Annotated in this window: 27 protein-coding genes and 1 tRNA gene; 17 read left to right on the top strand and 11 right to left on the bottom strand. The window is 64.5% G+C overall.

Translation table 11 applies throughout. The features are described 5' to 3' along the window. Positions 1-77 precede the first annotated feature (77 nt). The 6 genes from LK540_RS05575 to petA all read right to left on the bottom strand — a co-directional run bounded on the left by LK540_RS05575 (position 78) and on the right by petA (position 4,383). Positions 78-153 (bottom strand) — tRNA-Thr (locus LK540_RS05575). A gap of 27 nt (positions 154-180) precedes the next feature. Further along, positions 181-672 carry a ClpXP protease specificity-enhancing factor gene (locus LK540_RS05570; protein WP_229436053.1) on the bottom strand — a complete coding sequence of 164 codons (492 nt, stop codon included), beginning with the start codon at positions 670-672 and terminating at the stop codon, positions 181-183. Positions 673-855: 183 nt separating this feature from the next. Beyond that, positions 856-1,467 carry a glutathione S-transferase N-terminal domain-containing protein gene (locus LK540_RS05565; protein WP_056342583.1) on the bottom strand — a complete coding sequence of 204 codons (612 nt, stop codon included), beginning with the start codon at positions 1,465-1,467 and terminating at the stop codon, positions 856-858. Positions 1,468-1,566: 99 nt separating this feature from the next. After that, complete coding sequence (locus LK540_RS05560; protein ID WP_229436052.1) at positions 1,567-2,328, bottom strand: cytochrome c1; 762 nt, start codon at positions 2,326-2,328, stop codon at positions 1,567-1,569. 23 nt (positions 2,329-2,351) lie between these two features. Continuing rightward, positions 2,352-3,767 carry a cytochrome b N-terminal domain-containing protein gene (locus LK540_RS05555; protein ID WP_229436051.1) on the bottom strand — a complete coding sequence of 472 codons (1,416 nt, stop codon included), beginning with the start codon at positions 3,765-3,767 and terminating at the stop codon, positions 2,352-2,354. Between the two features lies 1 nt (position 3,768). Continuing rightward, on the bottom strand, positions 3,769-4,383 hold the full coding sequence (gene petA / locus LK540_RS05550) for a ubiquinol-cytochrome c reductase iron-sulfur subunit (protein ID WP_229436050.1): 615 nt from the start codon (positions 4,381-4,383) through the stop codon (positions 3,769-3,771). A 255-nt stretch (positions 4,384-4,638) separates the two neighbouring features. Here petA and mscL point away from each other — a divergent pair, with 255 nt between their 5' ends. Genes mscL through LK540_RS05530 form a run of 4 tightly spaced genes read left to right on the top strand, consistent with a single transcriptional unit; the run spans position 4,639 to position 7,380 of the window. After that, complete coding sequence (mscL, locus tag LK540_RS05545) at positions 4,639-5,088, top strand: large conductance mechanosensitive channel protein MscL (RefSeq protein ID WP_229436568.1); 450 nt, start codon at positions 4,639-4,641, stop codon at positions 5,086-5,088. A 10-nt stretch (positions 5,089-5,098) separates the two neighbouring features. After that, complete coding sequence (locus tag LK540_RS05540; protein WP_229436049.1) at positions 5,099-6,286, top strand: Do family serine endopeptidase; 1,188 nt, start codon at positions 5,099-5,101, stop codon at positions 6,284-6,286. A gap of 20 nt (positions 6,287-6,306) precedes the next feature. Next, positions 6,307-6,993, top strand: a complete 687-nt coding sequence (locus LK540_RS05535; protein ID WP_229436048.1) for a DUF2461 domain-containing protein — start codon at positions 6,307-6,309, stop codon at positions 6,991-6,993. A gap of 12 nt (positions 6,994-7,005) precedes the next feature. Further along, positions 7,006-7,380, top strand: coding sequence for a cupin domain-containing protein (locus LK540_RS05530; protein WP_229436047.1), 375 nt, complete (start codon positions 7,006-7,008; stop codon positions 7,378-7,380). A 355-nt stretch (positions 7,381-7,735) separates the two neighbouring features. Here LK540_RS05530 and LK540_RS05525 read toward each other — a convergent pair whose 3' ends face one another. The 5 genes from LK540_RS05525 to LK540_RS05505 all read right to left on the bottom strand — a co-directional run bounded on the left by LK540_RS05525 (position 7,736) and on the right by LK540_RS05505 (position 10,711). Next, a complete protein-coding gene (locus LK540_RS05525) occupies positions 7,736-8,749 on the bottom strand; it encodes an NAD(P)H-dependent glycerol-3-phosphate dehydrogenase (protein ID WP_229436046.1) in 1,014 nt (337 codons plus the stop codon). A gap of 27 nt (positions 8,750-8,776) precedes the next feature. Then, positions 8,777-9,220, bottom strand: coding sequence for an SH3 domain-containing protein (locus LK540_RS05520; protein ID WP_229436045.1), 444 nt, complete (start codon positions 9,218-9,220; stop codon positions 8,777-8,779). Between the two features lie 122 nt (positions 9,221-9,342). Next, complete coding sequence (gene secB / locus LK540_RS05515; protein WP_229436044.1) at positions 9,343-9,801, bottom strand: protein-export chaperone SecB; 459 nt, start codon at positions 9,799-9,801, stop codon at positions 9,343-9,345. A 222-nt stretch (positions 9,802-10,023) separates the two neighbouring features. Continuing rightward, a complete protein-coding gene (gene grxC, locus LK540_RS05510) occupies positions 10,024-10,287 on the bottom strand; it encodes a glutaredoxin 3 (protein ID WP_056342617.1) in 264 nt (87 codons plus the stop codon). A 22-nt stretch (positions 10,288-10,309) separates the two neighbouring features. Beyond that, positions 10,310-10,711, bottom strand: a complete 402-nt coding sequence (locus tag LK540_RS05505) for a rhodanese-like domain-containing protein (protein WP_229436567.1) — start codon at positions 10,709-10,711, stop codon at positions 10,310-10,312. Positions 10,712-10,808: 97 nt separating this feature from the next. On the opposite strand from LK540_RS05505, the gene gpmA reads away from it, so the two are divergent. From gpmA to gspD, 13 genes are all read left to right on the top strand, one after another. Continuing rightward, a complete protein-coding gene (gene gpmA, locus LK540_RS05500) occupies positions 10,809-11,555 on the top strand; it encodes a 2,3-diphosphoglycerate-dependent phosphoglycerate mutase (protein ID WP_229436043.1) in 747 nt (248 codons plus the stop codon). Positions 11,556-11,597: 42 nt separating this feature from the next. Next, positions 11,598-12,998: a murein hydrolase activator EnvC gene (locus tag LK540_RS05495; protein WP_374041336.1), complete on the top strand. Its 1,401-nt coding sequence runs from the start codon at positions 11,598-11,600 to the stop codon at positions 12,996-12,998. 8 nt (positions 12,999-13,006) lie between these two features. Then, the gene (locus LK540_RS05490) at positions 13,007-14,509 is read left to right on the top strand and encodes a S41 family peptidase (protein WP_229436042.1); all 1,503 of its coding nucleotides are present in this window, start codon (positions 13,007-13,009) and stop codon (positions 14,507-14,509) included. A 131-nt stretch (positions 14,510-14,640) separates the two neighbouring features. After that, the gene (locus LK540_RS05485) at positions 14,641-15,402 is read left to right on the top strand and encodes a HesA/MoeB/ThiF family protein (protein WP_229436041.1); all 762 of its coding nucleotides are present in this window, start codon (positions 14,641-14,643) and stop codon (positions 15,400-15,402) included. A gap of 132 nt (positions 15,403-15,534) precedes the next feature. Next, positions 15,535-15,987 carry a type II secretion system major pseudopilin GspG gene (gspG, locus tag LK540_RS05480; RefSeq protein WP_229436040.1) on the top strand — a complete coding sequence of 151 codons (453 nt, stop codon included), beginning with the start codon at positions 15,535-15,537 and terminating at the stop codon, positions 15,985-15,987. Between the two features lie 9 nt (positions 15,988-15,996). Then, a complete protein-coding gene (locus LK540_RS05475; RefSeq protein ID WP_229436565.1) occupies positions 15,997-16,539 on the top strand; it encodes a GspH/FimT family pseudopilin in 543 nt (180 codons plus the stop codon). Then, positions 16,536-16,907, top strand: coding sequence for a type II secretion system minor pseudopilin GspI (gspI, locus tag LK540_RS05470; protein WP_229436039.1), 372 nt, complete (start codon positions 16,536-16,538; stop codon positions 16,905-16,907). The genes LK540_RS05475 and gspI overlap by 4 nt, the downstream gene beginning before the upstream one ends. 8 nt (positions 16,908-16,915) lie before the next feature. Beyond that, positions 16,916-17,533, top strand: coding sequence for a type II secretion system protein J (locus LK540_RS05465; protein WP_229436038.1), 618 nt, complete (start codon positions 16,916-16,918; stop codon positions 17,531-17,533). Beyond that, the gene (gene gspK / locus LK540_RS05460) at positions 17,533-18,681 is read left to right on the top strand and encodes a type II secretion system minor pseudopilin GspK (RefSeq protein ID WP_229436037.1); all 1,149 of its coding nucleotides are present in this window, start codon (positions 17,533-17,535) and stop codon (positions 18,679-18,681) included. The genes LK540_RS05465 and gspK overlap by 1 nt, the downstream gene beginning before the upstream one ends. Before the next feature lie 16 nt (positions 18,682-18,697). Further along, positions 18,698-19,918 (top strand): type II secretion system protein GspL, encoded by a 1,221-nt coding sequence (gene gspL, locus LK540_RS05455; protein ID WP_229436036.1) that lies wholly within the window; start codon positions 18,698-18,700, stop codon positions 19,916-19,918. Then, a complete protein-coding gene (gene gspM, locus LK540_RS05450) occupies positions 19,915-20,436 on the top strand; it encodes a type II secretion system protein GspM (protein ID WP_229436035.1) in 522 nt (173 codons plus the stop codon). Before gspL ends, gspM begins: the two co-directional genes overlap by 4 nt. Next, a complete protein-coding gene (gene gspN / locus LK540_RS05445) occupies positions 20,433-21,206 on the top strand; it encodes a type II secretion system protein N (protein ID WP_229436034.1) in 774 nt (257 codons plus the stop codon). The genes gspM and gspN overlap by 4 nt, the downstream gene beginning before the upstream one ends. Then, complete coding sequence (gspD, locus tag LK540_RS05440) at positions 21,206-23,506, top strand: type II secretion system secretin GspD (protein ID WP_229436033.1); 2,301 nt, start codon at positions 21,206-21,208, stop codon at positions 23,504-23,506. Before gspN ends, gspD begins: the two co-directional genes overlap by 1 nt. Positions 23,507-23,510 lie beyond the last annotated feature (4 nt).

Below are 23,510 nucleotides of genomic sequence, written 5' to 3'. Positions count from 1 at the left end.
CAAAATTGCACGAACAGGCGCCCGAAAAAGCAAAAAGCCCAACCGTGAGGCTGGGCTTTTCGTTTCTTACTGATGTCTGGTGCCGGCTGCCGGTTTCGAACTGGCCACCTGATGATTACAAATCAACTGCTCTACCAAATGAGCTAAGCCGGCGTAATCTGTACGGCTGGGATTATACCGCTATTTAATCCGCGTCAGCGTTGGGCGTCCGCCTTTTTTCGGAGGCTCGTCGCCGCCGTTGTCGGGGGCAGGCGGCGCTTCCGGGGCAGTGTCCGGGCTGCCGTCGGGCACGGCGGACAGGGCAGGCGCCGTTGCCGGGGCAGGGGCGGATGCGTCCGCTTCTGGCATCTCGGCCGCGGTGGTGCTCACATCGAAGGCCATGCCTTGGCCATTCTCGTTGGCATAGATCGCCAAGACATTTTGCACCGGCACGTAGATTTCGCGCGACACGCCGGCGAAGCGGGCGCGGAAATGGATCGCGTCGTTGTCCATTTTCAGGCTGGATGTGGCGCCGTAGCTGATGTTGAGGATGATCTCGCCCTTGCGCACGTATTCCATCGGAACCGTGGTGGCCGCGTCGACCTTCACCGCAAGATAAGGCGTAAAACCGCTGTCGGTGCACCATTCGTAGATGGCGCGCAGCAAATAAGGCTTGGTGGAGATGTCAGGCATGTGCAAATGAAATCAGTTTGTCCGCGAGACGCGTGGACACGGCGCCAGTAAAAATCTACCCGGCGCGCATACGCGAAGCGCCAGTCTACTGCGATTCGCCAAACGGCGTCGCAGGCTGGCGCTTCAAGGAAGTTGCAGCATATGGGCGCAGCGCGCCACTATGCTGTAACTTTTACCCATCTATCAACGGCGCATCACCTTTTCCGAAGGCGTCAGCGCTTCGATGTAGGCAGGGCGCGAGAAGATGCGCTCGGCGTACTTCATCAGCGGGGCCGCGGTCTTCGACAGTTCGATGCCGTAGTGGTCCAAACGCCACAGCAGCGGTGCGATCGCCACGTCGAGCATCGAGAACTCGTCGCCCAGCATGTACTTGTTCTTCAGGAACAGCGGGGCCAGCGTGGTCAGGCGGTCGCGGATTTCGGCGCGGGCCTTGTCGTGGGCCTTTTCGTTCGTCTTGTTGCGGTCGCTTTCCAGGACGTGCACGTGGACGAACAGCTCTTTCTCGAAGTTGAACAGCATCAGGCGGGCACGGGCGCGCATCAGCGGGTCGGCCGGCATCAGCTGCGGATGCGGGAAGCGCTCGTCGATGTACTCATTGATGATGTTCGATTCGTACAGAATCAGTTCGCGCTCGACCAGAATCGGAACCTGGCCGTACGGGTTCATCGTCGAAATGTCTTCCGGTTTGTTGAACAGGTCGACGTCGCGCACCTCGAAGTCCATGCCCTTTTCGAACAGGACCAGGCGGCAGCGTTGGGAGAACGGGCACGTGGTGCCGGAGTAGAGAACCATCATGGTTTGTCGTTCCTTAAGACACAAAGGGGTGAAGCGCCGAGCGACTCACCCCGAAAAATGATTGCCCGTATTATAGCCAAGCGGGCAATGAAAACGAATTTACTTCACATCTTTCCAGTACGACTCGTTCAAACGCCAGGCCAGGAACGCGAAAATCGACAGAAAAATCAGCACGATAACACCCAGTTTCTTGCGGGTTCCTTGCGCTGGCTCAGCCATCCAGTTCAGGTATGCAACCAGGTCAGCCGTCGCGGTGTCGAACTCGGTAGCACTCATGGTGCCGGGCGCTACCTGGTTCCAGCCAGCGAACCGGTGCACGGTCTTGCCCGCCTCGTGCGGATCCGGCGCCTCCTCCATTTTCGGCGTGCGGATGCCCTGCAGCTGCCACATCGCGTGCGGCATGGCCACGTTCGGCACCACCATGTTGTTCCAGCCGGTCGGGCGGGCGTCGTCCTTGTAGAAGGTGCGCAGGTAGGTGTACAGGTAGTCGGCGCCGCTGCCGGCCGGCGAGGCCTTGGCACGCGCGATTACCGACAAATCCGGCGGCACCGCGCCGAACCAGGCCTTGGCATCGGCCGGGCGCATGGCCGTCGTCATCATCTCGCCGACTTTGTCGGCTGAGAACAACAGATTGTTGCGGATCTGGTCGTCCGACAGGCCCAGGTCGCGCAGGCGGTTGTAGCGCATGGCGTTCGCCGAGTGGCAGTTCAGGCAATAGTTGACGAACAATTTGGCGCCGTTTTGCAGCGAGGCCATGTCGCTGCGTTCCGGTGCGCGGTCGAGCGGGAAGCCGCCCTCGGCCGCGAAAACCAGCCCCGGCACCAGGGCCAGGACCGCGATCAGTTTCTTCGTGAAGTTCATGGTTGTCCTTTATCCGGTGGCAATCAGTGCGGCGTGAAGGTCAGGCGCGTCGGCACCGGCTTGAACCGGCCGGCGGCGCTCCACCATGGCATCAGGAGGAAGAAGCTGAAGTACAGCAGGGTGCACACCTGCGAAATGATGGTGTACGCCGGGGTCGGCAGCTGGGTGCCCAGGTAGCCGAGCGCCACGAACGAGATACCGAACAGCGCATACACCCATTTGTGCCAGTCCGGACGGTAGCGGATCGACTTCACCGGCGAATGGTCCAGCCACGGCAGCAGGGCAATGATCACCACCGAGGAACCGAACAGCACCACACCCCAGAATTTCGCTTCCAGCACCTGCGGCAGCATGCCGATGATGAGCAGCAGGGCAATCGCGGCCACGATGACCTTGGTGCGGAAAGCCAGGCGCGACTTCAGCCAGATGAAGATCACGTACAGGGCGATGGCGCCCATCAGCACGTACATGAAGTCGGCCGTGGTGGCGCGCAGTACCGAGTAGAACGGGGTGAAGTACCAGGTCGGCGCGATGTGCGCCGGGGTCTTCATCGAATCGGCCGGGATGAAGTTGTTGTACTCCAGGAAGTAGCCGCCCATCTCAGGCGCGAAGAACACGATTGCCGAGAAAATCAGCAGGAATACCGAGACGCCGAAGAAGTCCTTCGTCGAATAGTAGGGGTGCGACGGAATCGCGTCCACCGGATGGCCGTCCGGGCCGATGTTGTCCTTGACCTCGATGCCGTCTGGGTTCGAGGAGCCGACTTCGTGCAGCGCGATCAGGTGGGCCGCCACCAGGCCCAGCAGCACCAGCGGCAGGGCGATGACGTGGAAGGCGAAGAAGCGGTTCAGGGTTGCATCCGACACCACGTAGTCGCCGCGGATCCAGAGCGACAGGTCCGGGCCGATGACGGGAATCGCACCGAACAGGTTCACGATCACCTGGGCGCCCCAGTACGACATCTGTCCCCATGGCAGCAGGTAGCCGAAGAAGGCTTCGGCCATCAGGCATAGGAAAATCGCGAAACCGAAGAGCCAGATCAACTCGCGCGGCTTGCGGTAGGAACCGTAGATCAGCCCGCGGGTCATATGCAGGTAGACGACGATGAAGAACATCGAGGCGCCGGTCGAGTGCATGTAGCGCACCAGCCAGCCCCACGGCACTTCACGCATGATGTATTCGACGCTGCCGAAGGCCAGGTTGGCGTCCGGCTTGTAGTGCATGGTCAGGAAGATGCCGGTAATGATCTGCATGACCAAAATGAGCATGGCCAGCGAACCGAACAAATACCAGATATTGAAGTTCTTCGGGGCGTAGTATTTGCCCCACTGGTCGTTCCAGAGTTTCGACAGCGGGAAGCGGTCGTCGACCCAGGCCAGCGCCTTGTGGCCGACCGGCGCGGTGGCCGGCAGTTTGGTTTCCTTGAACGGGCCGCCCATGTTATGCCTCCCCTTTTTCGTCTTTGCCGATCACGATGCGGTTATCCGACAGGTACATGTACGGAGGAACATCCATATTCGTCGGGGCGGGCTTGTTCTGGAATACGCGGCCGGCCAGGTCAAAGGTCGAACCGTGGCAGGGGCAAAGGAAGCCGCCATGCCAGTTATCCGGCAAATTCGGCTGGGGGCCTTCGGCAAAGCGCGAGGAGGGCGAGCAGCCCAGGTGCGAGCAGATGCCCACGGTCACCAGGACTTCCTTGTGCTCGGAGCGGGCGCGGAATTCGTTCTTCGCGTACTCCGGCATGTCGAGCTGGTAGATTTTTTCGGAGTTCGGGTCGGCGAGTTGCGCGTCGTTCTTGGGGAGGCTGGCCATCATTTCCGGCGTACGGCGCAAGATCCACACCGGCTTGCCGCGCCATTCCACGACTTTCATTTCGCCCGGCTTGACGTCGGAAATATCCACTTCGACCGGAGCGCCGGCCGCCTTGGCGCGCTCGGATGGCTGGAACGTGCTGACCAGGGCGCCTGCCGTGGCAACGCCGACGACGCCGCCCGCCGCACACGTCGCGACCAGCAAGTTACGCCGGCTTGAATCGACCTGCTTATCATTACTCATACCAACCCCACTCCGTGAAATTACGAAACTTTAGAATCAATAAAGAGCTTGCAGCAACACAAAATTATATGTGAATGGCAATCTTTATTGGAGAAAAAATATTGCAAACAGGGGTGTGGTGGACGATTTGTCCATGCTGCACTGCACGAATATGCGTTTCGCGTGAGAAGCGGTGGAACCCGGGCGTGCGAACGGCATCGAAGCCCTTGCGGTATCATCCCAACAGCTTTTTCAAAAAAAAACCGGGAGTCCGAAATGGCGATGATGGAAGAGTTCAAGAAGTTTGCCATGCGTGGCAATGTGGTCGACCTGGCCGTCGGCGTGATCATCGGCGGCGCCTTCGGCCGCATCGTCGATTCGCTGGTGCAGGACGTCATCATGCCGCCCATCGGTAAGTTATTTGGCGGACTCGATTTCGCGAATTACTACATTCCACTGAATCACCAGAGCACGGCATTGACGCTGGCGGAAGCAAAAAAGGCCGGCGCCGTTATCGCTTACGGCAATTTCCTCACGATTCTCCTGAATTTCATCATCCTCGCATTCATCATTTTCCAGATGGTGCGCCTGATGAATCGTTTACGCCAGCGCATCGTGCCCGAAGAAGCGGCCAAGGCCCCGAGCACGCCCGAAGACATCCTGCTGCTGCGTGAAATCCGGGATTCCCTGCGCCGGGATGCCCTGCCGAACAAACCCGATAACTGACGCTCGCCCAGTGAAAGACCTCACCACCACGACCACCCCGGGCACGGCGCGACGCCTGTGGCTGCTGTTCGCCCAGGCGGTGACGATCGTGCTGGCGATCTATTTCGTCCTCTCCGTATTCCGCCCCGACTGGCTGGGCCGCGCGGCGCCGATGCAGGTGCCGGTCGGCCCCGGCGCAAAAACGGTGCCGGTGCTGCAGGCGCCGGCCGTGCCGGCTTCAGGCAGTTACCGCGAGGCGGCCGGGCGCGCCATGCCTGCCGTGGTGAACATCCTCACGAGCAAAGCCTCGCGCGAAGCCCATCCCATCCTGAAAGACCCTTTCTTCCGCCGCTTCTTCGGCGACCGCCTGCCGCCCCAGGAACAGCTGGCCAGCCTCGGCTCGGGCGTGATCGTCAGCGGCGAAGGCTATATCGTTACCAACAACCACGTGGTCGAAGGGGCGGATGCCATCGAAGTCGGCCTGGCTGACGGGCGCAAGGCCGCGGCCAAGATCGTCGGTACCGACCCCGAGACCGACCTCGCCGTGATCCGCATCAAGGAAGGCAATCTGCCGGTGATGGTGCTGGGCCAGCCCGATGACGCGCGCGTCGGCGACGTGGTGCTGGCCATCGGCAATCCCTTCGGTGTCGGTCAGACCGTTACCATGGGCATCATCTCGGCCGTGGGACGCAATAATTTGCACATCAACCATTTCGAGAACTTTATCCAGACCGACGCTGCCATTAACTTCGGCAACTCGGGTGGGGCGCTGGTCGATACCCACGGCAATCTGCTCGGCATTAATTCGGCCATCTATTCCCAGACCGGCGGCTCGATCGGCATCGGCTTCGCCATTCCCGTCTCGACGGCGCGCACGGTGCTGGAGTCGATCATCAAGCACGGGCAAGTCGTGCGCGGCTGGATCGGCATCGAATCCCAGGACATCACGCCGGAACTGGCCACCAGCTTCGGCCTCGGGCGCCAGAGCGGGGCGATCATCGCCGGCGTGGTGCGCAACGGCCCGGCCGACCGTGCCGGCGTGCGCCCCGGCGACATTTTGCTGGCGGTCGAAGGCAAGCCGGTGGCGAACACCGGCGACATGCTGAACCTGGTGGCCCAGCTCGAACCCGGTGCCAAGGCCAAACTCAAGCTGATGCGCGAGAACCGCGAATCCACGGTCGACGTGACCGTCGGCAAACGCCCGCGCCAGCGCCAATAAATTACTTTTCCGGACTTTCCATGCACCTGCGGGACCTGACCCAATACCTCACCGAACTCAAAGAGAACAACAGCCGCCCCTGGTTCATCATGAACAAACCGCGCTACGACATCCTGCGCGAAGAGTTCCATGCCGTGGTCAGCGAACTGATCCGTGAACTCGCGAAATTCGACCGCCAGGTGGCCGCTTGCGACCCGAAGAAGGCGATGTTCCGCATCAACCGCGACATCCGTTTTTCCAACGACAAGACGCCGTATAAAACGCGTTTTTCGGCCGGCATCGCACCGAACGACAAGCGCCGTCCGAGCGCCGGCGCCGGTCCTACCTATTATTTCCAGATCGAGGGCGACGGCACGCTGGGCTTCGGCGCCGGCGAATACCTGCCGCCGAGCCCGCGGCTAAAAGCGATCCGCGAGCACATCGTCAACGATGCGACAGGATTTGCGAAAATATTAAAGAATAAACACCTGCGCGCGACCTACCGCAGCCTGCTCGAGGAAGACCGGCTGCAGCGGCCGCCGAAAAGCTTCGATGCCAGCCACGAGCACATCGAGTACATCAAGCTGAAGAGCTTTTTTGCCTGGACCGAGGTGCCGCTGGCCCTGAACAAGCCGGACGAGCTGGTGCCGCAGCTGGCGCGCGGATTCGAGGATGCGTTTGCGCTCGTCACCTGGCTGCGCGGCGTGCCTTATACCAACGAAGAGTAGAAAGGAGGCGACATGGCCTTGCAACACGCAGCATCGGGCGAACGGATCGCCTTGGAACGCGGCGAAGACGACATCGCCAATTTCACGTCGATCGCGCTGGCGAAGACCGAACACATGGAACTGATCCGGCTGGTGGTGCCGGTCGACAAGCCGATGCCGGAGCACCGGGTCGAGGGTGAGATGACGCTGCTGTGCCTGCAAGGCGAGATCGCCTTCGACGCCCACGGCCGCACCATCGTGCTACGCCCGAATGAAATGGTGTATCTGGCGGGCGGCGAACCGCATGCGATCCGTGCGAACACGGATGCGGTGGCCTTGATGACCATCCTGCTGGGTCCGGTGCGCACCGGTGGCCCGACAAACGATCCGCGCGGGCAGGGTAGCTGATTCAAGCCCTGGTTTGATTCGGGCCTGCGGCGTCGACCATTGGAGAATGCGGCGTTGACTATTAGGGCCTGCGGCGTCGACTATTGGGCCTGCGGCGTTGACTGTAAGGTGGGCACCCCGTGCCCACGCGAATACCTGCATGGTGTTGGCCGTCTTTATGCCGCGCGATATGCATGATGGCGATGCTTCCAAAATGATCATTCGGTACGTTTCGATATGATCACGCCGCGGACCGTCGTTTAGCCCAACAATGATCGACGTTCCGCGTGGGCACAGCGTGCCCACCATACGGTTGCAGCCGCGAGCCAACGGTTGAAGCCGCAGGCCACGATCTGGCTGCGGCTTTTCTGGCGCTTTACGCCAACTCATTCCTCGGATCACGCGCCAACAGCTGCGCCGCCATTTCCTTGGCGTCGTAGCCATCGAACAGCACCGCCGCCACCGCATTCGTGATCGGCATATCCACGCCCAGCCTGGCCGCCAGTTCGCGTACCGCCTTCGAGCAAGGCACGCCCTCGGCCACATGACCGAGCTCGGCCACGATGGTCGCCAACGGCTTGCCCTCGGCCAGCGCCAGGCCCACGCGCCGGTTGCGCGACAGATCGCCGGTGCACGTCAGGATCAGGTCGCCCATCCCGGTCAGCCCCATGAAGGTGCCGGCCTGCGCGCCCAGCGCTTCACCGAGGCGGGTAATTTCCGCCAGCCCGCGCGTGATCAGCGCCGCGCGCGCATTCAGCCCCAGGCCCAGCCCGTCGGCCGTCCCGGTGGCAATTGCCAGCACGTTCTTGACCGCGCCGCCCACTTCCACGCCGATCAGATCGTCGCAGGCATACACGCGCAGGTTACCGCCGTGCACCGCACTGACCACGCGCTCGCGCAGTTCGGCAGAGGACGACGCCACCGTCAGCGCACAAGGCAGCCCCTTCGCCACTTCCTGCGCAAACGACGGACCCGACAGCGCCGCACCCGGCACGCCGTCGCCCAGGATTTCGCGCACCACCTGGTGCGGCAGCAAGCCGGTGCCGTATTCGAAACCCTTGCACAGCCAGACCACGTTTGGAATGCGGCGGCCTTTCAGGCTTTCCAGCAGCGGACGCAGGCCGGCCACCGGGCAGGCTGCAATCAGCAGCGGCGCGTCGTCGTCCGAGGCATCGCAGACATGCGCCAGCGCCGCGTCGAAATCGGCGGTCATGCGCAGCGCAGCGGGCAGCGGCTGGCCCGGCAGGTAATGGGTATTCTCGCGCGCAGCCTCGGTCGCGGCCATTTGTTCGGCGTTGCGGCCCCACAGCAGCACGTCGTGGCGCGCGGCCACGGCGATCGCGACCGCGGTGCCCCAGGCACCCGCGCCCAGCACGGTAATCTTGTTCATGTTCTTGAGTTCTTGCATGGTATCCGTTCAGTTGCCCCAGACATCGGTAATGCGTACGAAGCCGACGATGCCGTCGCGATGGCGCACCTGGGCCCAGCCGGTGCCCAGCGTGTCGATCAGTTCCAGCAGGACGCCCTTGTCGGCGGTCATCACGACCGCCGCGCTGTCGTCGGGCGAGGCGCGTACCCTGGCCGCCGCAAGCCTGACGACGACATTGCGCTGCGCCACCAGGCCCCTGGCTTCGGTCCAGGAAAGTTCGCCTTCGGCATCGCGCACCTTGACCCAGTCGCCATAGCGCGCCACGATTTCGAGCGGCATGCCGCGCGGCGCGACGTAGCGCTTGACGCCCTTGGCGGACGGCGTGTCGTACAGCACCACCGAGGGCTGGCCGACCGAACGGAACTCGAAGGCGGATACGGTACCGCATGCCAGCATCAGCAGCACGCTTGCACAGGATCGGGAAAGGGTCATCGCGGGGCCCCGGGTGGTAAAACCAGACGCCAATATGGCAGGAAGGGCAACCGCATCATGGCGGCTGCCCGTCGAGGATCTTGCCGCCACCCGTGCGGGCGGCAGCGCTACTACTGGACTGCTTAGTTTGCCGGTGCGGCAGCGGCTTCGGCCATTGCCTGGCGACGCTGCTGGTAGAACACTTCGAAGTTGATCTCGGCCAGGTGCACAGGCGGGAAGCCGGCACGGGTGATCACGTCGGCGATGTTGCTGCGCAGGTAAGGGTAAACGATGTTCGGGCAGCCGATGCCCAGCAGCGGGTCCATCTGGTCGGCAGGGATGTTGCGTGCCTCGAAGATGCCGGCTTGCTTGCCTTCGACCAGGAAAGCGACCTTGTCCTTGACCTTGGCGGTCACGGTGATGGTGACGGTCGACTCGTAGATGCCGTCGGCGATGGCTTCCGCGCCAACGTCCAGCGATACCTCGATGGTCGGGGCTTCCTGCTCGAGGAAGATCGCCGGGGAATTCGGTTGCTCCAGCGACATGTCTTTCAGGTAGACGCGTTGGATTTGGAATACTGGTTGCAGGTTTTCGTCAGACATGGAACGCTTTCGTGGTGAAGTAAAAGGGACGGCAACGCGCCGCCCCGATGGGCTTGGAGTCAAACGCACCGGCAATTGTATCAAAATCAATTTGGATGCAATAGCTCCGGCGGCGGGCCATTTTGTGGCCATCTACGCCGGAGCCGGCTTCGTAGGGTGGGGACGCATCCCCACCAAGGAAACCACGTGCCGCCAGGTGCCATCAGCCCCGGTTAGACCCGATTATTCGCCCTTGAGCAGCGGGTCCAGGCGTCCTGCCTGATCCAGCGCATACAAGTCGTCGAAACCGCCCACGTGGGTTTCTCCCACGTAAATCTGCGGCACGGTACGGCGGCCGGTCTTTTGCATCATGATCTGGCGCTGTTCCGGGTCGAGGTCGACGCGGATGCGTTCGATCTCGGTCACGCCCTTGGCTTCGAGCAGGCGCTCGGCACGGACGCAGTAGGGGCAGCTGGCGGTGTGGTACAGGACAACATGGGCGCTCATCATTCTTCCTTCCAATGCTAGTTTACTTGGTGACCGGCAAGCCAGCCGCGGTCCAGGCGGTCATGCCGCCTTCCAGGCTGACCACGTCTTCGAAGCCGGCCGCTTTCAGTTGGCGCGCTGCCTTGTCGGCACGGGCGCCACTCTGGCATACGACCACGATGGTGCGGGTTTTCGATTTTTCAAGTTCACCGATGCGATTGCCCAAGTCTGCCAGCGGAATGTTTTTCGCGTCGCGCAGGTGGCTGGCAGCGAACTCGTCGGCGCTGCGCACGTCCAGCACCAGGGTCTTGCCGCGGTTGATGAACTGGGTCACTTGCAGCGCGGTAGCACGGCGGCCCTTGGGCATCAGTGCCGGGAACAGCAGCGCGCCACCGGAAATGGCAGCAATTGCAACAATGAAGATATTATCGAGGATGAATTTCACAAGGCTTCCATTGGTTGAAGTCAATCCGCGCATTATAAAATAGAAGCCGGGCCGGGCATCGGTTGAAACTTTTTGCAGACTTTTTAAAGAAGAGCTTATGTACAAGATCGTATTCATGCGCCATGGCGAATCCACCTGGAACCTCGAGAACCGTTTCACCGGCTGGACCGACGTCGACCTCACCGAAAAGGGTGTCAACGAAGCGCGCACCGCCGGCCGCGTGCTGCGCGAAGCCGGTTTCGCCTTCGACCTGGCCTACACCTCGGTCCTGAAGCGCGCCATCCGCACCCTCTGGCTGGCGCTCGACGAAATGGACCAGATGTACCTGCCGATCATCAACGACTGGCGCCTGAACGAGCGCCACTACGGCGCCCTGCAGGGCCTCGATAAAGCCGAGACCGCCGCCAAGTTCGGCGACGAGCAGGTGCTGGTCTGGCGCCGCAGCTATGACACGCCGCCGCCGAGCCTGGAAGAGTCGGACGAACGCGTGTCCTTCAAGGACCCGCGCTATGCCGGCCTCGACAAGGCGCAAATCCCGCTCACCGAATGCCTGAAAGACACCGTGGCGCGCGTGATGCCGGCCTGGGACGAGGAAATCGCCCCGGCCATCCGCGCCGGCAAGCAGATCCTGATCTCGGCCCACGGCAACAGCCTGCGCGCCATTATCAAGATGCTCGACAACATCAGCGACACCGACATCGTCGGCCTGAACATCCCGAACGGCCAGCCGCTGGTCTACGAGCTCGACGAGAACCTGAAGCCGATCCGCCATTACTACCTGGGCGACCAGGACGCCATCAATGCCGCCATGGCGGCCGTGGCCAACCAAGGGAAGGCAAAGTAAGTCTTGCGTTTTCCAGTCAAGAAGTCGGCCGGCAGCGCGCTGCTGTGCGGCCTGCTGGCCGCAGCACTGACCCTGCCGCTGGCAGGTTCGGCGCTGGCCGCCGGTAAACCTACCGAACGCAGCCGTCAAAAGGCCGCCGCCGAAGCCAAGCGCGCCGGCATCCAGAAGCAATTGTCGGTGCTGAAGAAAGAAATCAGCCGTACCGAGGACGAGAAGGAAGACGTGGCCGACGACCTGGCCGAATCGGAAGCGGCGATCTCGAACGCCAACCGCGCCCTGCGTGACCTGGCCACCGAGCAGCACGAAACGAATACGCGCCTGGCTGACCTGGCCACCGAACATGGGCGTCTCGAACAAACAATTGTTTCGCAGAAAAAACAATTGTCGGCCCTGCTGCGTGAGCACTATGTTGCGGGCAATGAGGACCGCATCAAGCTGCTGCTCTCGGGCGACAATCCGAACCGCATCAACCGCGACCTGCAAATGATGGCCTACGTGTCGCAGGCCCAGGCACGCCTGATCGATTCGCTGAACGCGAACCTGGCGCAGGTGCAGGAAAACCGCGACAAGGTCGAGAACGCCAAGACCGAGCTGGAAGAAATCGCCCAGGAACAGCGCGACCAGAAATCGGTGCTGGAAAAAGAAAAGGCCAAGCGCGCCGCCCTGCTCAGCAACTTGTCGAGCAAGCTGGTGGCCCAGCGCAAGCAGGCCGACACCCTGCAGCGCGACGAGCAGCGCATGAGCGGCCTAGTCGACAAGCTGACCGTGCTGATCCGCCAGCAGGCCGAAGCCGAGCGCAAGCGCCAGGAAGCCCTGGCCGCCGCCCGCGCCAAGGCCGCTGCCGAAGCGAAAGCCCGCGCCGAAGCGCGCGCTGCCGCCAAGGCCGAGCGTGAACGCGAGCGCGAACGCCTGGCGCGCGAGGCGAAGAAAGCCGGCAAGCCGGCGCCGAAACCCTTGCCCGAGCCGGAAGAGCCGAAGGTGGCCGAGCAGCCGAAGGCCGAGGAACGCACGCCGGATATTTCCCTGGCGCCAGCCGCACCGGCCGGGGCCTTTGCCAAGATGAAGGGACGCCTGAGCAGTCCATTGAGCGGCACCATCGCGGCGCGCTTCGGCGCCAAGCGCGGCGGTGACGGCCCGAGCTGGAAAGGCATGTTCATCAAGGCGCCGGAAGGCACCGAGGTGCGCGCCGTGGCCGTCGGCCGCGTGGTGCATTCGGGCTGGATGCGCGGCTTCGGCAATTTGATCATCGTCGACCACGGCGGCGACTACCTGTCGATCTACGCCAACAACCAGACATTGCTGAAACGCGTGGGCGACGCCGTGCGCGCCGGCGAGCCAATCGCCAGCGCGGGCAATACCGGCGGTAACGAAGAATCGGGTCTATACTTCGAGCTCAGGCATCTTGGCAAGGCATTCGATCCGTCGAGCTGGATCAACTTCTAGGGGTAGCGATGAGTAACAAAGCGGGTAAAAGCGCGGGTAACAAAGCGAAGAGCGCGGGGCTGGTCGGCCTGGGACTGGTGGCCGGTGTCGCTCTCACGGTGCAGGTCTCGGCCTGGGCCCAGAAAGGCGAGGGCAGCCCGCTGCCGCTGGAAGAACTACGCCAGCTGGCCGACGTGTACGGCCTGATCAAGAGCGACTACGTGGTGCCGGTCGAGGACAAGAAGCTCTTGTCCGAAGCCATCTCCGGCATGGTCGCTTCGCTCGACCCGCACTCGGTCTACCTCGACCAGAAGGCCTACCGCGAGATGCGCGAAAGCGTGCAGGGCAAGTTCGTCGGTGTCGGCATCGAAGTCGCCGCCGAAGATGGCTACGTGAAGATCGTTTCGCCGATCGAGGATTCGCCGGCCTACCGCGCCGGCATCAAGGCCGGGGACCTGATCACCCGCATCGACAACACCCCGGTCAAGGGCCTGTCGATCGATGACGCTGTGAAAAAGATGCGCGGCAAGCCGGGCACCAAGGTGACGCTGACCATCGCCCGCCGCGGCGAGGACCGCCCCTGGGTGGTGCCGGTGATGCGCGAGCAGATCCGCGTCCAGAGCGTGAAGGCGAAGATGGTCGAGCCGGGCTATGCCTGGGTGCGCATCAGCCAGTTCCAGGAAGCCACGCTGGAAGAACTGGCCAGCAAGACCGCCGCGCTGTACAAGGACAATCCCGGCATCAAGGGCCTGGTGCTGGACCTGCGCAACGACCCGGGCGGCCTGCTGCCAGGCGCGATCGGCGTCTCGACCGCTTTCCTGCCGAAGGAAGAACTGATCGTCTCGACCAAGGGGCAATTGCCCGATTCGAATGCGTCCTTCTACGGCCGCCGCGAATTCTATGCGCCGCGCGGCGCCGATCCGCTGGCGACATTGCCGGCCGAACTGAAAAGCGTGCCGATGGTGGTGCTGGTCAATGGCGGTTCGGCCTCGGCCTCGGAAATCGTCGCCGGCGCCCTGCAGGACTACAAGCGTGCCATCGTGATGGGCAGCCAGACCTTCGGCAAGGGCTCGGTGCAGACCCTGCGTCCGCTGTCGGCCGATACCGCGATCAAGCTGACCACGGCGCGCTACTACACGCCGAAGGGCCGGCCGATCCAGGCCACCGGCATCGTGCCCGACCTGGCGGTGGAAGAAACCGCCGAAGGCGACGGCCTGAATGCCTTGCGCGTGCGCGAAGCCGATCTGCAGCGGCATTTAACTGGCGAAAACGAAAAGCCCGACGCCGCCAAGGCCCGCGACGAAGCCGAGCAGCGCCAGAAAGCGCTGGCTGCATTGAAGAACCGCCAGCCGCTGGAACTGGGCGGCAAGGACGACTTCCAGCTGGCCCAGGCCTTGAACCACTTCAAGGGCTTGCCGGTGAAGACGGTCAAGGCGGAGGAGCAGGAGGCGAAGGAAGCGGCCTCGACTGAGCCGAAGGAATTGCCGGGCGCCGAGACCAAGCCACCGGAGATCAAGGGCGGCAAGAAGTAACGTCGTCCCGGCCGCGTTAGGGCCCGGAACGGTGACCGTACGGTGGGGTGTTTGAGGCCGGGGACCTCAAACACCCCACCGTACGGTCTGCACTCCTGGCTCCGATTGCCTGCCCGAAAATTTCCATCCCCATGAACGACACCCAACTCCTGCGCTACTCGCGCCACATCCTGCTCGACGACATCGGCATCGAAGGCCAGGAACGCCTGCTGGCGGCACACGCCGTCATCATCGGCGCCGGCGGCCTCGGTTCCCCGGCCGCCCTGTACCTGGCCGCCAGCGGCGTCGGCCGCATCACCCTGGTCGACGACGACACCGTCGACCTTACCAACCTGCAGCGCCAGGTGATGCACACGACCGAACGCATCGGCATTCCGAAGGTCGAGTCCGGCCGCGCCGCCCTGCATGCCATCAACCCCGAGGTCGAGGTCGTCGCGCTCAAGGAACGCGCAAACGCGGCACGCCTGCTGGAACTGGCCCGCGAAGCCAGCGTCGTGCTTGACTGCAGCGACAACTTCGCCACCCGCCATGCCGTCAACCGCGCCTGCGTCGCCACCGGCACACCCCTGGTCGCCGGCGCCGCCATCCGTTTCGATGGCCAGTTGTCGGTGTTTGACATGCGTCAGGAAAACTGCCCCTGCTATGCTTGTGTCTTCCCCGAAGACAGCGGTTTCGAGGATGTTGCCTGCAGTACGATGGGCGTGTTTGCCCCGCTGGTCGGCATCGTCGGCGCGGTCCAGGCGGCCGAGGCATTGAAACTCATCATGGGCGTGGGCCAGCCCCTGGCCGGCAGGCTGCTCATGCTCGATGGCCGCGCGATGGAGTGGACCAGCATCGGCGCCGCCCGCAATCCGGCTTGTCCAGTCTGCGCCCGACGCGCCGTACACGTTTGAGGTGCGCGCCCTGAAGCTCTGCAATACAATGCGTCACCCTGCCGGCGCACCGCGACACATTCACGATGGCCGCTGCCAGCAATCCGCCTTATACTAAGCCGATTGTTCCGATCCACTTATCCAAGATTGACTATGCAGATCGTTTCGCACCGTGCAGTTGGCCGCCGTTTCGCGCGCGGCTTCACCCTCGTTGAAATCATGGTGGTCGTGGTCATCATCGGCATCCTCGGCGCCCTGGTGTTGCCGAAGGTGCTGGGCCGTACCGGCGAATCGCGCGTGGTGGCCGCCAAGACCGACATCGCCACCCTGATGCAGGCGCTCAAGCTCTACAAGCTCGACAACCAGCGCTACCCGACCACCGAGCAGGGCCTGCAAGCCCTGACCACGAAACCGACCTCGGGCCCGTCCGCGAATGGCTGGAAGGAAGGCGGCTACGTCGAGCGCTTGCCGAAAGATCCATGGGGCAACCCTTACCAGTACCTGCAACCGGGCCTGCATGGTGAGATCGACGTGTTCTCGTTCGGCGGCGACGGCCAGGCTGGCGGCGAAGGCGAAGATGCCGACGTCGGTTCCTGGCAGCAGTAAAGCTTGACCATGGCTGCCGTCGCGGCGCCGCGCAGGGGCACCGGCCGCAGGAATGCTGCCGGCGCCGGCTTTACGCTGGTGGAAATCCTGGTCGTGATGGTCATCATCGGCATCACGCTGGGGATGGCGTCGCTCAACGCCATCCCGAGCCCGCGCCAGGACCTCGACAACGAGGCCAAGCGCCTGACCCTGCTGCTGCAATTGGCGCGCGACGAAGCCATCGTACGCAACCGCGAAGTGGCCTTCGAGGCCACGCCCGAACGCTACCGCTTCATGGTGCGCAACGACACCGGCTGGATGGCCATGAACCAGGACGACCTGCTGCGCGAACGGCCTTTCCGCAACGCGCCGCTGCGCCTGCTGCTCGACCCGCCCGTGGCCGCCAACGGCAACCTCGGCGGCGGCGACCTGCTGCGCATTACCTTCGGGCGCGAACCCGTGCACAAGCCTTTTCGCCTTACCCTTGCTACTGGCAACTACAGCGTGGCGATCCAGGCCGACGGCGTCGGCCACTTCACCGTCGTCGATCCTGGCAGCGAAGGCGCCCCATGACCACCCGTACCGACCGCGGCTTTACCCTGCTCGAAGTGCTGGTGGCGCTAGTCATCGTCGGCACCGCGCTCGGCGCCGGGCTGCGCGCCATCGGCAGCCTGGCCCAGAACAGCGCCGGCCTGCGCGCCTCCATGATGGCCACCTGGTCGGCCGAGAACCGCCTGGTGCAGATCCGCCTGAACCGCGAATTCCCGGAAGTCGGCAAGCGCAATTTCGACTGCGGCCAGGGCGACCTGAACCTCACCTGCCAGGAAGAAGTGCTGGTCAGCCCGAACCCGCTGCTGCGCCGGGTCGAGGTGTCGGTGTACGACAAGGCCAACCCCGAGCGCCGCATCCTGAAACTGGTCCAGCTGGTCCTGAGGCGATGACACCCGGCATGCACAAGACGCGCGGCTTCACGCTGATCGAACTGCTGGTGGCGATCGGCATCCTGGCCATGGTGGCCGTGCTCGGCTGGCGCGGCCTGGATGGCATCGTGCGTGCGCGCTCGTCGCTGACCGAGCAGATGGAGTCCACGCGCGGCATGCAGCTTGCCTTTGCCCAGCTGCAAAGCGACTGCGAACACGCGGCCGACGCCAGCATCCTCGGGCGCCGCCCCTTCCTGCTCCAGAACGAGGGCCGCATCACCCTGGTGCGCACCGTGTTCAACGAAAACGAGCCGGCGCGCCTGCAGGTCATCGCCTATCGCCTGGTGAACGGGCAATTGCTGCGCCGCGAATCGATTGCCACCCGCGACCTGGTCCAGCTCGACGGGCTGTGGCAGGCCGCAATCACCGACGCCGACACCACCCCGCCGGTGCTGCTGCAGGGCGGCATCGAGGCGATGGGCGTGCTGGTCTGGCAGAACGGCGCCTGGCGCGCCCAGGTCGAAACGAATCCGCCGGCGCCGGTCACGAGCGCCTCGGCCCTGGCCGTGACCGGCCTGCAAGTGGTGCTGCGCACGCGCGGCTACCCGCAGCCGCTGACCAAATCCTTCCTGCTGGGGAGCCTCTGATGCGGCCTTGTCGCCCCCATTACCCCAATTACCAGCAGCGCCAGCGCGGCGTCGCCGTGATCACCGCCTTGCTCCTGACCACGCTCGCCATCACCATCGTGGCCAGCCTGTTCTGGCAGCAGCAGGTCGAGGTGCGCTCGATGGAAAACCAGCGCCTGAACCTGCAGACGCGCTGGATCCTGCGCGGCGCGCTCGACTGGTCGAGCGTGGTGCTGCGCCAGGACGCCATCGACCACCGCGACCATACCGCCCTGACCCACGTCTGGGCCACGCCGCTGGCCGAAACCCGGCTCGACCAGTACATCGAGCGCGAGCGGGTCGAAGGCGAAGTATTCGACGCCACCCTGTCCGGCAACATCACCGATGCCACCTCGCGCTACAATCTCACCAACCTGACCAACAACGGGCGGATCGACCTGGCGCAGATGGCGATCCTGGCGCGCCTGATGACCAACCTGCAGATGAATCCGGCGCTGGCGAAGACCACCGCCAACCTGGTCGCGGCCGGGGCGCCGCCGGCGGTCACCACCGGCATGGTCGATCCCATCACCGGCCAGGAAGTGGGGGATACGGTCGGCAAGCAGGGCGGCGGGCCGACCCAGGTCAACAATGCCGAAGACGGCGGCCAGGGCGGCGTGGACAATAACGGCGGTGTCGACGATGGCAGTGGCGGCCTGGGCGGGACGACCGGGGTGCCGCCGCAGACCCAGGCCGTGTCGCGCGAAGGCATCGGCACGCCGATCCGCTTCCTCGAAGTCGAGGATTTGTTGGCAGTAAAAGGTTTTACGCCGGAGATGGTGGAAAAGCTGCGTCCCTTCGTGACGGTCTTGCCGGAGGCGACGCCGGTGAACGTGAACACCGCGCCGCCCGAAGTGCTGGCGGCGGTGATCCCGAATTTTTCGCTGTCCGAGGCGAACGCGCTGGTGCAGCGGCGCAGGAGCGCGCCCTGGCGCGACCTGCAGTATTTCATGACCGAGCTCGGCGGCAATACGCCGGTGCCGGGCTCCGTGAGCGTGCACAGCGATTATTTCATCGTGTCCAGCCGCATCCGGCTCGACCGGGGCGCCCTGAACGCCGACGCGCTGATCAAGCGCGCCGCGTCCTTCGGCCCGGGCAGCATCACGGTGGTCTGGGTTCGTCAAAACTAGAAGAAAGCGAGACGGTTTGACTACACTTTATATCCGGCATCCCGCGCGCGCCGAAGGCGAAGGCGCCCCGTGCCGCTTTGCCGTCGTGGGCGACGCCGGCGCCATCGAGCAGCAGGGCGAAGGCACGCTGCGCAACCTGACCGACCTGGTCGCCGCCAGCCGCCGCGTGGTGCTGCTGCTGGCCGGCGCCGACGTCAACCTGATTTCCGTGCAGGCGCCTCCGCTGTCCGGCAACAAGCTGCGCGCGGCGCTGCCCGGCTTGGTCGAGGAACACATCCTGGGCGACCCGCTCGATTGCGTGCTGATGGCCGGGCCGCCGGCCGGTGACGGCACCCGCCCGGTGGCGGTGGTGCAGCGCGAGTGGATCGAACCGCTGGTGCGCATCCTGCTGGGGCAGGGCGCGCGCGCCGTGGTGGTCCTGCCTGCCCAGCTGTGCCTGCCGCTGCAGCCGGGCGGCGTGAGCGCCGCCATCGGCGGCACGATCGGCAGCAATGAGCTGCTGCTGCGCACGAGCCAGTACGGCGGCCTGGGCCTGGCGCTGGATGCGAATCCCGCCGCCGCCCTGCAGACCGCGCGCGCCCTCGCCGGCGACGCGCCGCTCACCCTGTATGTGCCGCGCGAGCAGCTGGGCGAGTACGGCGTGCTGCTGGCCGAGGCCGGCCCCGCCACCCAGCTCGAGGCCGACGACTGGGCGCACTGGGTGAACGGGGCGAAGAGCACCGGTTTCGACCTGGTCCCGGCGCTGGGTGCGGCCGGCGCCCGCCAGCGCGACTGGCGACGCTGGCGCGTGCCGATCGCACTGGCCTTCCTGGCCGTGGCGGTGAACCTGGCCGGCATGAACATCGAATGGCTGCGCCTGCGCGGCGAATCGAACGCGGTACGCCAGCAGATGACGCAAACCTACCGCTCGGTCTACCCGAACGAACCGATTTCCGATCCGGTGGCGCAGATGCGCCAGCATATCCGCCTGGCCCAGGCCGGCAGCGGCCAGATCGGCGCCGACGAATTCCTGTACTTAGCCGGCGCCGTGGGCGACGCAACACGGGAAATGCCGCGTCCGCCCGGAATTACATCAATGGAGTACAAGGAACGGGCACTGCATTTGCGCGTCAAACCGGAAACGGTTGACCCTGGCGGGCTGCAGCAGCTGCGCGCATCCTTGTCAGCACGCAATTTGAATCTGGAAGAAACCGCGCCCGCCAACTGGACGGTGCGCAGCACGGGAGCCAAGCCATGAGTCTGGGCAGCACAATCGGCGGGGTGCGCGAACGCGCCCAGGCCTACTGGATCGCACGCACCGGCCAGGAACGGCGCTTCCTCGCGGCCGGCTTCGGCGTCGTGGTGCTGGCGCTGCTCTACATGGTGCTCGTCGAGCCGGCCGTCGAAGGCCGCGCCCAGCTCCAGCGCTCGCTGCCGGCGCTGCGCCAGCAGGCCGCCGAGCTGGCCGGCATGGCCGAGCAGGCGCGCGGCCTGGCCGGGCAGGCCCCGGTGCCGGTCACGCCCATGACCCAGGAAACACTGAATGCCAGCCTCACGGCGCGCGGCATCAAGCCGGCTTCGCTCTCGCTCACCGGCGAATACGCGCGCATGCAGATCAACAACACCTCGTTCGCCAACCTGCTGGTCTGGCTCGACGCCCAGCGCCGCGAAAACCGCGTTGCAGTGCAAGAAGCCACGTTTACCGCACAAGACCCCGCCGGGCAGGTCGATGCCAGCCTGACCCTGCGCCAGGACACCGGGGCCGGTGCCCGATGAGGCGTATCCTGTTGTGGACAGGCGTCGTTGCGCTTGCAGTGGCCGTTACGGTGCTGGTGTTCCTGCCGGCGAGCTGGCTGGGCAACATCGTCGAGCGCCAGACCGGCGGCCGTTTGACTCTCGGGGACGCCACGGGTACGCTCTGGAACGGCTCAGCTTTCGTGGGTGGCGCGCCGGGGCCGGGCGGGGCGGTCACGCCGCTGCTGCCGGGGCGTTTCAGCTGGCGTTTGTCGCCGCTGGTGCTGTTCGGGCAGGTGAACATGACGCTGGAAAACCCGCAGGCCCTGGCCCAGCCGGTGCTGGTCGAAGGCAGCTGGAGCGCATGGCAGGTGAGTGCCGGGCAATTGCTGCTGCCGGCGGAAGGGCTGGCCGGGCTCGGCGCGCCGCTAAACACGCTGGCGCCCTCGGGCAAGATCCGGCTTTCCTGGAACCAGCTCGACCTGGTACGCGAAGTCAACAATGTCAGGGTCACGGGCCGTACCGTCCTGAGCATGGACGACATGGGCTCGCGCATGGCGCCGATCCGGCCGCTGGGCAGCTACCAGATGGCGATGGACTGGCGCGGCCCGCAGGCCGACCTGGTGCTCTCCACGGTGCGTGGCGCGCTGCTGCTGTCGGGATCGGGGCAGTTACAGAACGGACGCCTGCGCTTTTCAGGGCAGGCATCGGCCGCGGACGGCTACGAAGACACGCTGGGCAACATGCTGAACCTGCTGGGACAGCGACGCATGGTGAACGGTAAAAACATAATCGCACTCGAGTTCAGATAATGAAAACATCCTTCCGTCGCACCCCTGCCAGCAGTTCCACCACCCCGGCGCTGCACCGCATCGCCGCCGGCGCCATGCTGTGCTGCACGCTGTTCACGGCCCTGCCCGTGCCTGTGTTCGCGCAGGAAAACTCGGCCGCCCTCAGCTTCGTGAACGCCGACATCGAATCGGTGATCAAGGCCGTCGGCCACTACACCGGCATGACCTTCATCGTCGACCCGCGCGTCAAGGGTACGCTCACGCTGCAGTCGGAAAAATCGCTGACCAAGAGCCAGGCCTTCGGCCTGCTCACCTCGGCGTTGCGCCTGCAGGGCTATGCGGTGGTCACCACCGGCGAGGGGTACGCCAAGGTGGTGCCGGAAGCCGAGGCCAAGCTGCAATCCTCGCCGACCCAGGTCGGCACCCGCGGCTCGCGCGTCCAGGGCGACCAGATCGCCACCCAGATCTACCACCTGCAATACGAGTCGGCCGCCAACCTGGTCGCCGTGCTGCGTCCGCTGATTTCGCCGAACAATTCCATCATGGCGAACCCGGGCAACAACAGCCTGGTCATCACCGACTACGCCGATAACCTGCGCCGCCTGTCGCGCATCATCGCCGCGCTCGACGCGCCGGTGGCGGCCGACCTCGACGTCGTGCCTATCCGTAACGGCATCGCCAGCGACATCGCCACCCTGGTCGGGCGCCTGATGGAGCCGGCCGCCGGCGGCGATTCCGGCCGCGTGGCCGTGCTGGCCGATCCGCGCACCAACTCGATCGTGGTGCGCGCGCCGTCGCAGGCACGCGCCAACCTGGCCAAGTCGCTGATCGCCAAGCTCGACCAGCCGACCACCGAGCGCGGCAACATCCACGTGGTCTACCTGAAGAACGCCGACGCCAGCCGTGTCGCGCAAACCCTGCGCGCCGTGGTCTCGCAAGACGCCTCGGCGGTCCCGGTGCAGCAGCAGGGCACGTCCGGCGGCAATATCCAGGCCGGCGCCCAGGGCGGCACCGGCGGCAACCTCGGCGGCCAGCAGGGCCAGCAGAGCAGCATCGGCATGGGCGGCACCGGCAACACCTACGCCCAGCAGGGCCAGGCCACGGCAACCGGCGCCGGCGGCGGCCAGGGCTCCGGCTTCATCCAGGCCGACGCCTCGACCAACAGCCTGATCATCACGGCGCCGGACGCCATCTACCGCAACCTGCGCGGCGTCATCGACCAGCTCGACGTACGCCGCGCCCAGGTCTATATCGAAGCCCTGGTGGTGGAAATGACCTCCAGCAAAGCGTCGGAATTCGGCGTCCAGTGGCTCGGTCTGTCGGGCGACAATGCCAGCAAGTACCGCGTCGGCGGCATCCAGTCCTTCAATGGCACCGGCACGAATAACCTGATCAACCTGGCCGCCGCGGCGCGCGGCGGACTGAGCGGCGAAAACGCCGCCATCCCTTCACTGCCGGGCCTGACGCTGGGCGTGTTCCGCCAGGTGAATGGCGAGCTGGGCCTGGGCGCCGTGGCCAGCGCCCTTGAAAACGGCGGCAACGCCAACATCTTGTCCACACCGAACATGATCACCCTCGACAACGAGTTGGCGACCATCAAGGTAGGTCAGAACATCCCGATCATCACGGGTTCGTTCACCACGGGCACGAGCGGCGCCAACAACCCGTTCCAGACCGTCGACCGCAAGGACATCGGCCTCTTGCTGAAAGTGCGCCCGCAGATTTCCGAGGGCGGCGTCGTCAAGCTGTCGATCTACCACGAGAATTCGGGCATCGACAGCTCCATCACGCGGACCGAAGGCATCGTGACCACGGTGCGTGCCATCGAAAGCAATGTCCTGGCCGACGACGGCCAGATCATCGTGCTGGGTGGCCTGATCCAGGACAACTCGAATACCGGCGAGGAAAAAGTGCGTGGGCTGGGCGACATCCCGGTGCTGGGCAATCTGTTCAAGTATCGCTCGCGTACCCGCGACAAGACCAACCTGATGGTGTTCCTGCGCCCGGTCGTGGTGCGCAGTAAGGAACAGAACAACAGTATCTCGATGGACCGCTACGAATACATGCGCGCCCTGGGTATTTCCTCGCAGCCGCAGGACGATACGATCCTGATGCGCAACCTGGGCGCGCCGGTCCTGCCTCCTTTGAACAATGGCCAGCCACCGGCAGGCGGCGACATGGCAACCCTGCCGCCGCCGGCACCGCCGCCGGTCCGTCCAGGCGCCGCAACCGGTACCGGAACGGCCCAGCCGACCCAGCCGGCAGGCCAGCAGGCGCCTGTGCCCGAGTACCGCCCGGTGCAGCCATCGAACCAGAATTGATGAG

Source organism: Massilia sp. IC2-278 (genome assembly GCF_020708045.1).
In the GTDB taxonomy this organism is placed as follows: domain Bacteria; phylum Pseudomonadota; class Gammaproteobacteria; order Burkholderiales; family Burkholderiaceae_D; genus Telluria.
Note: the sequence above shows the minus strand (reverse complement) of the source record. Positions and strands in the feature narration are given on the sequence as shown.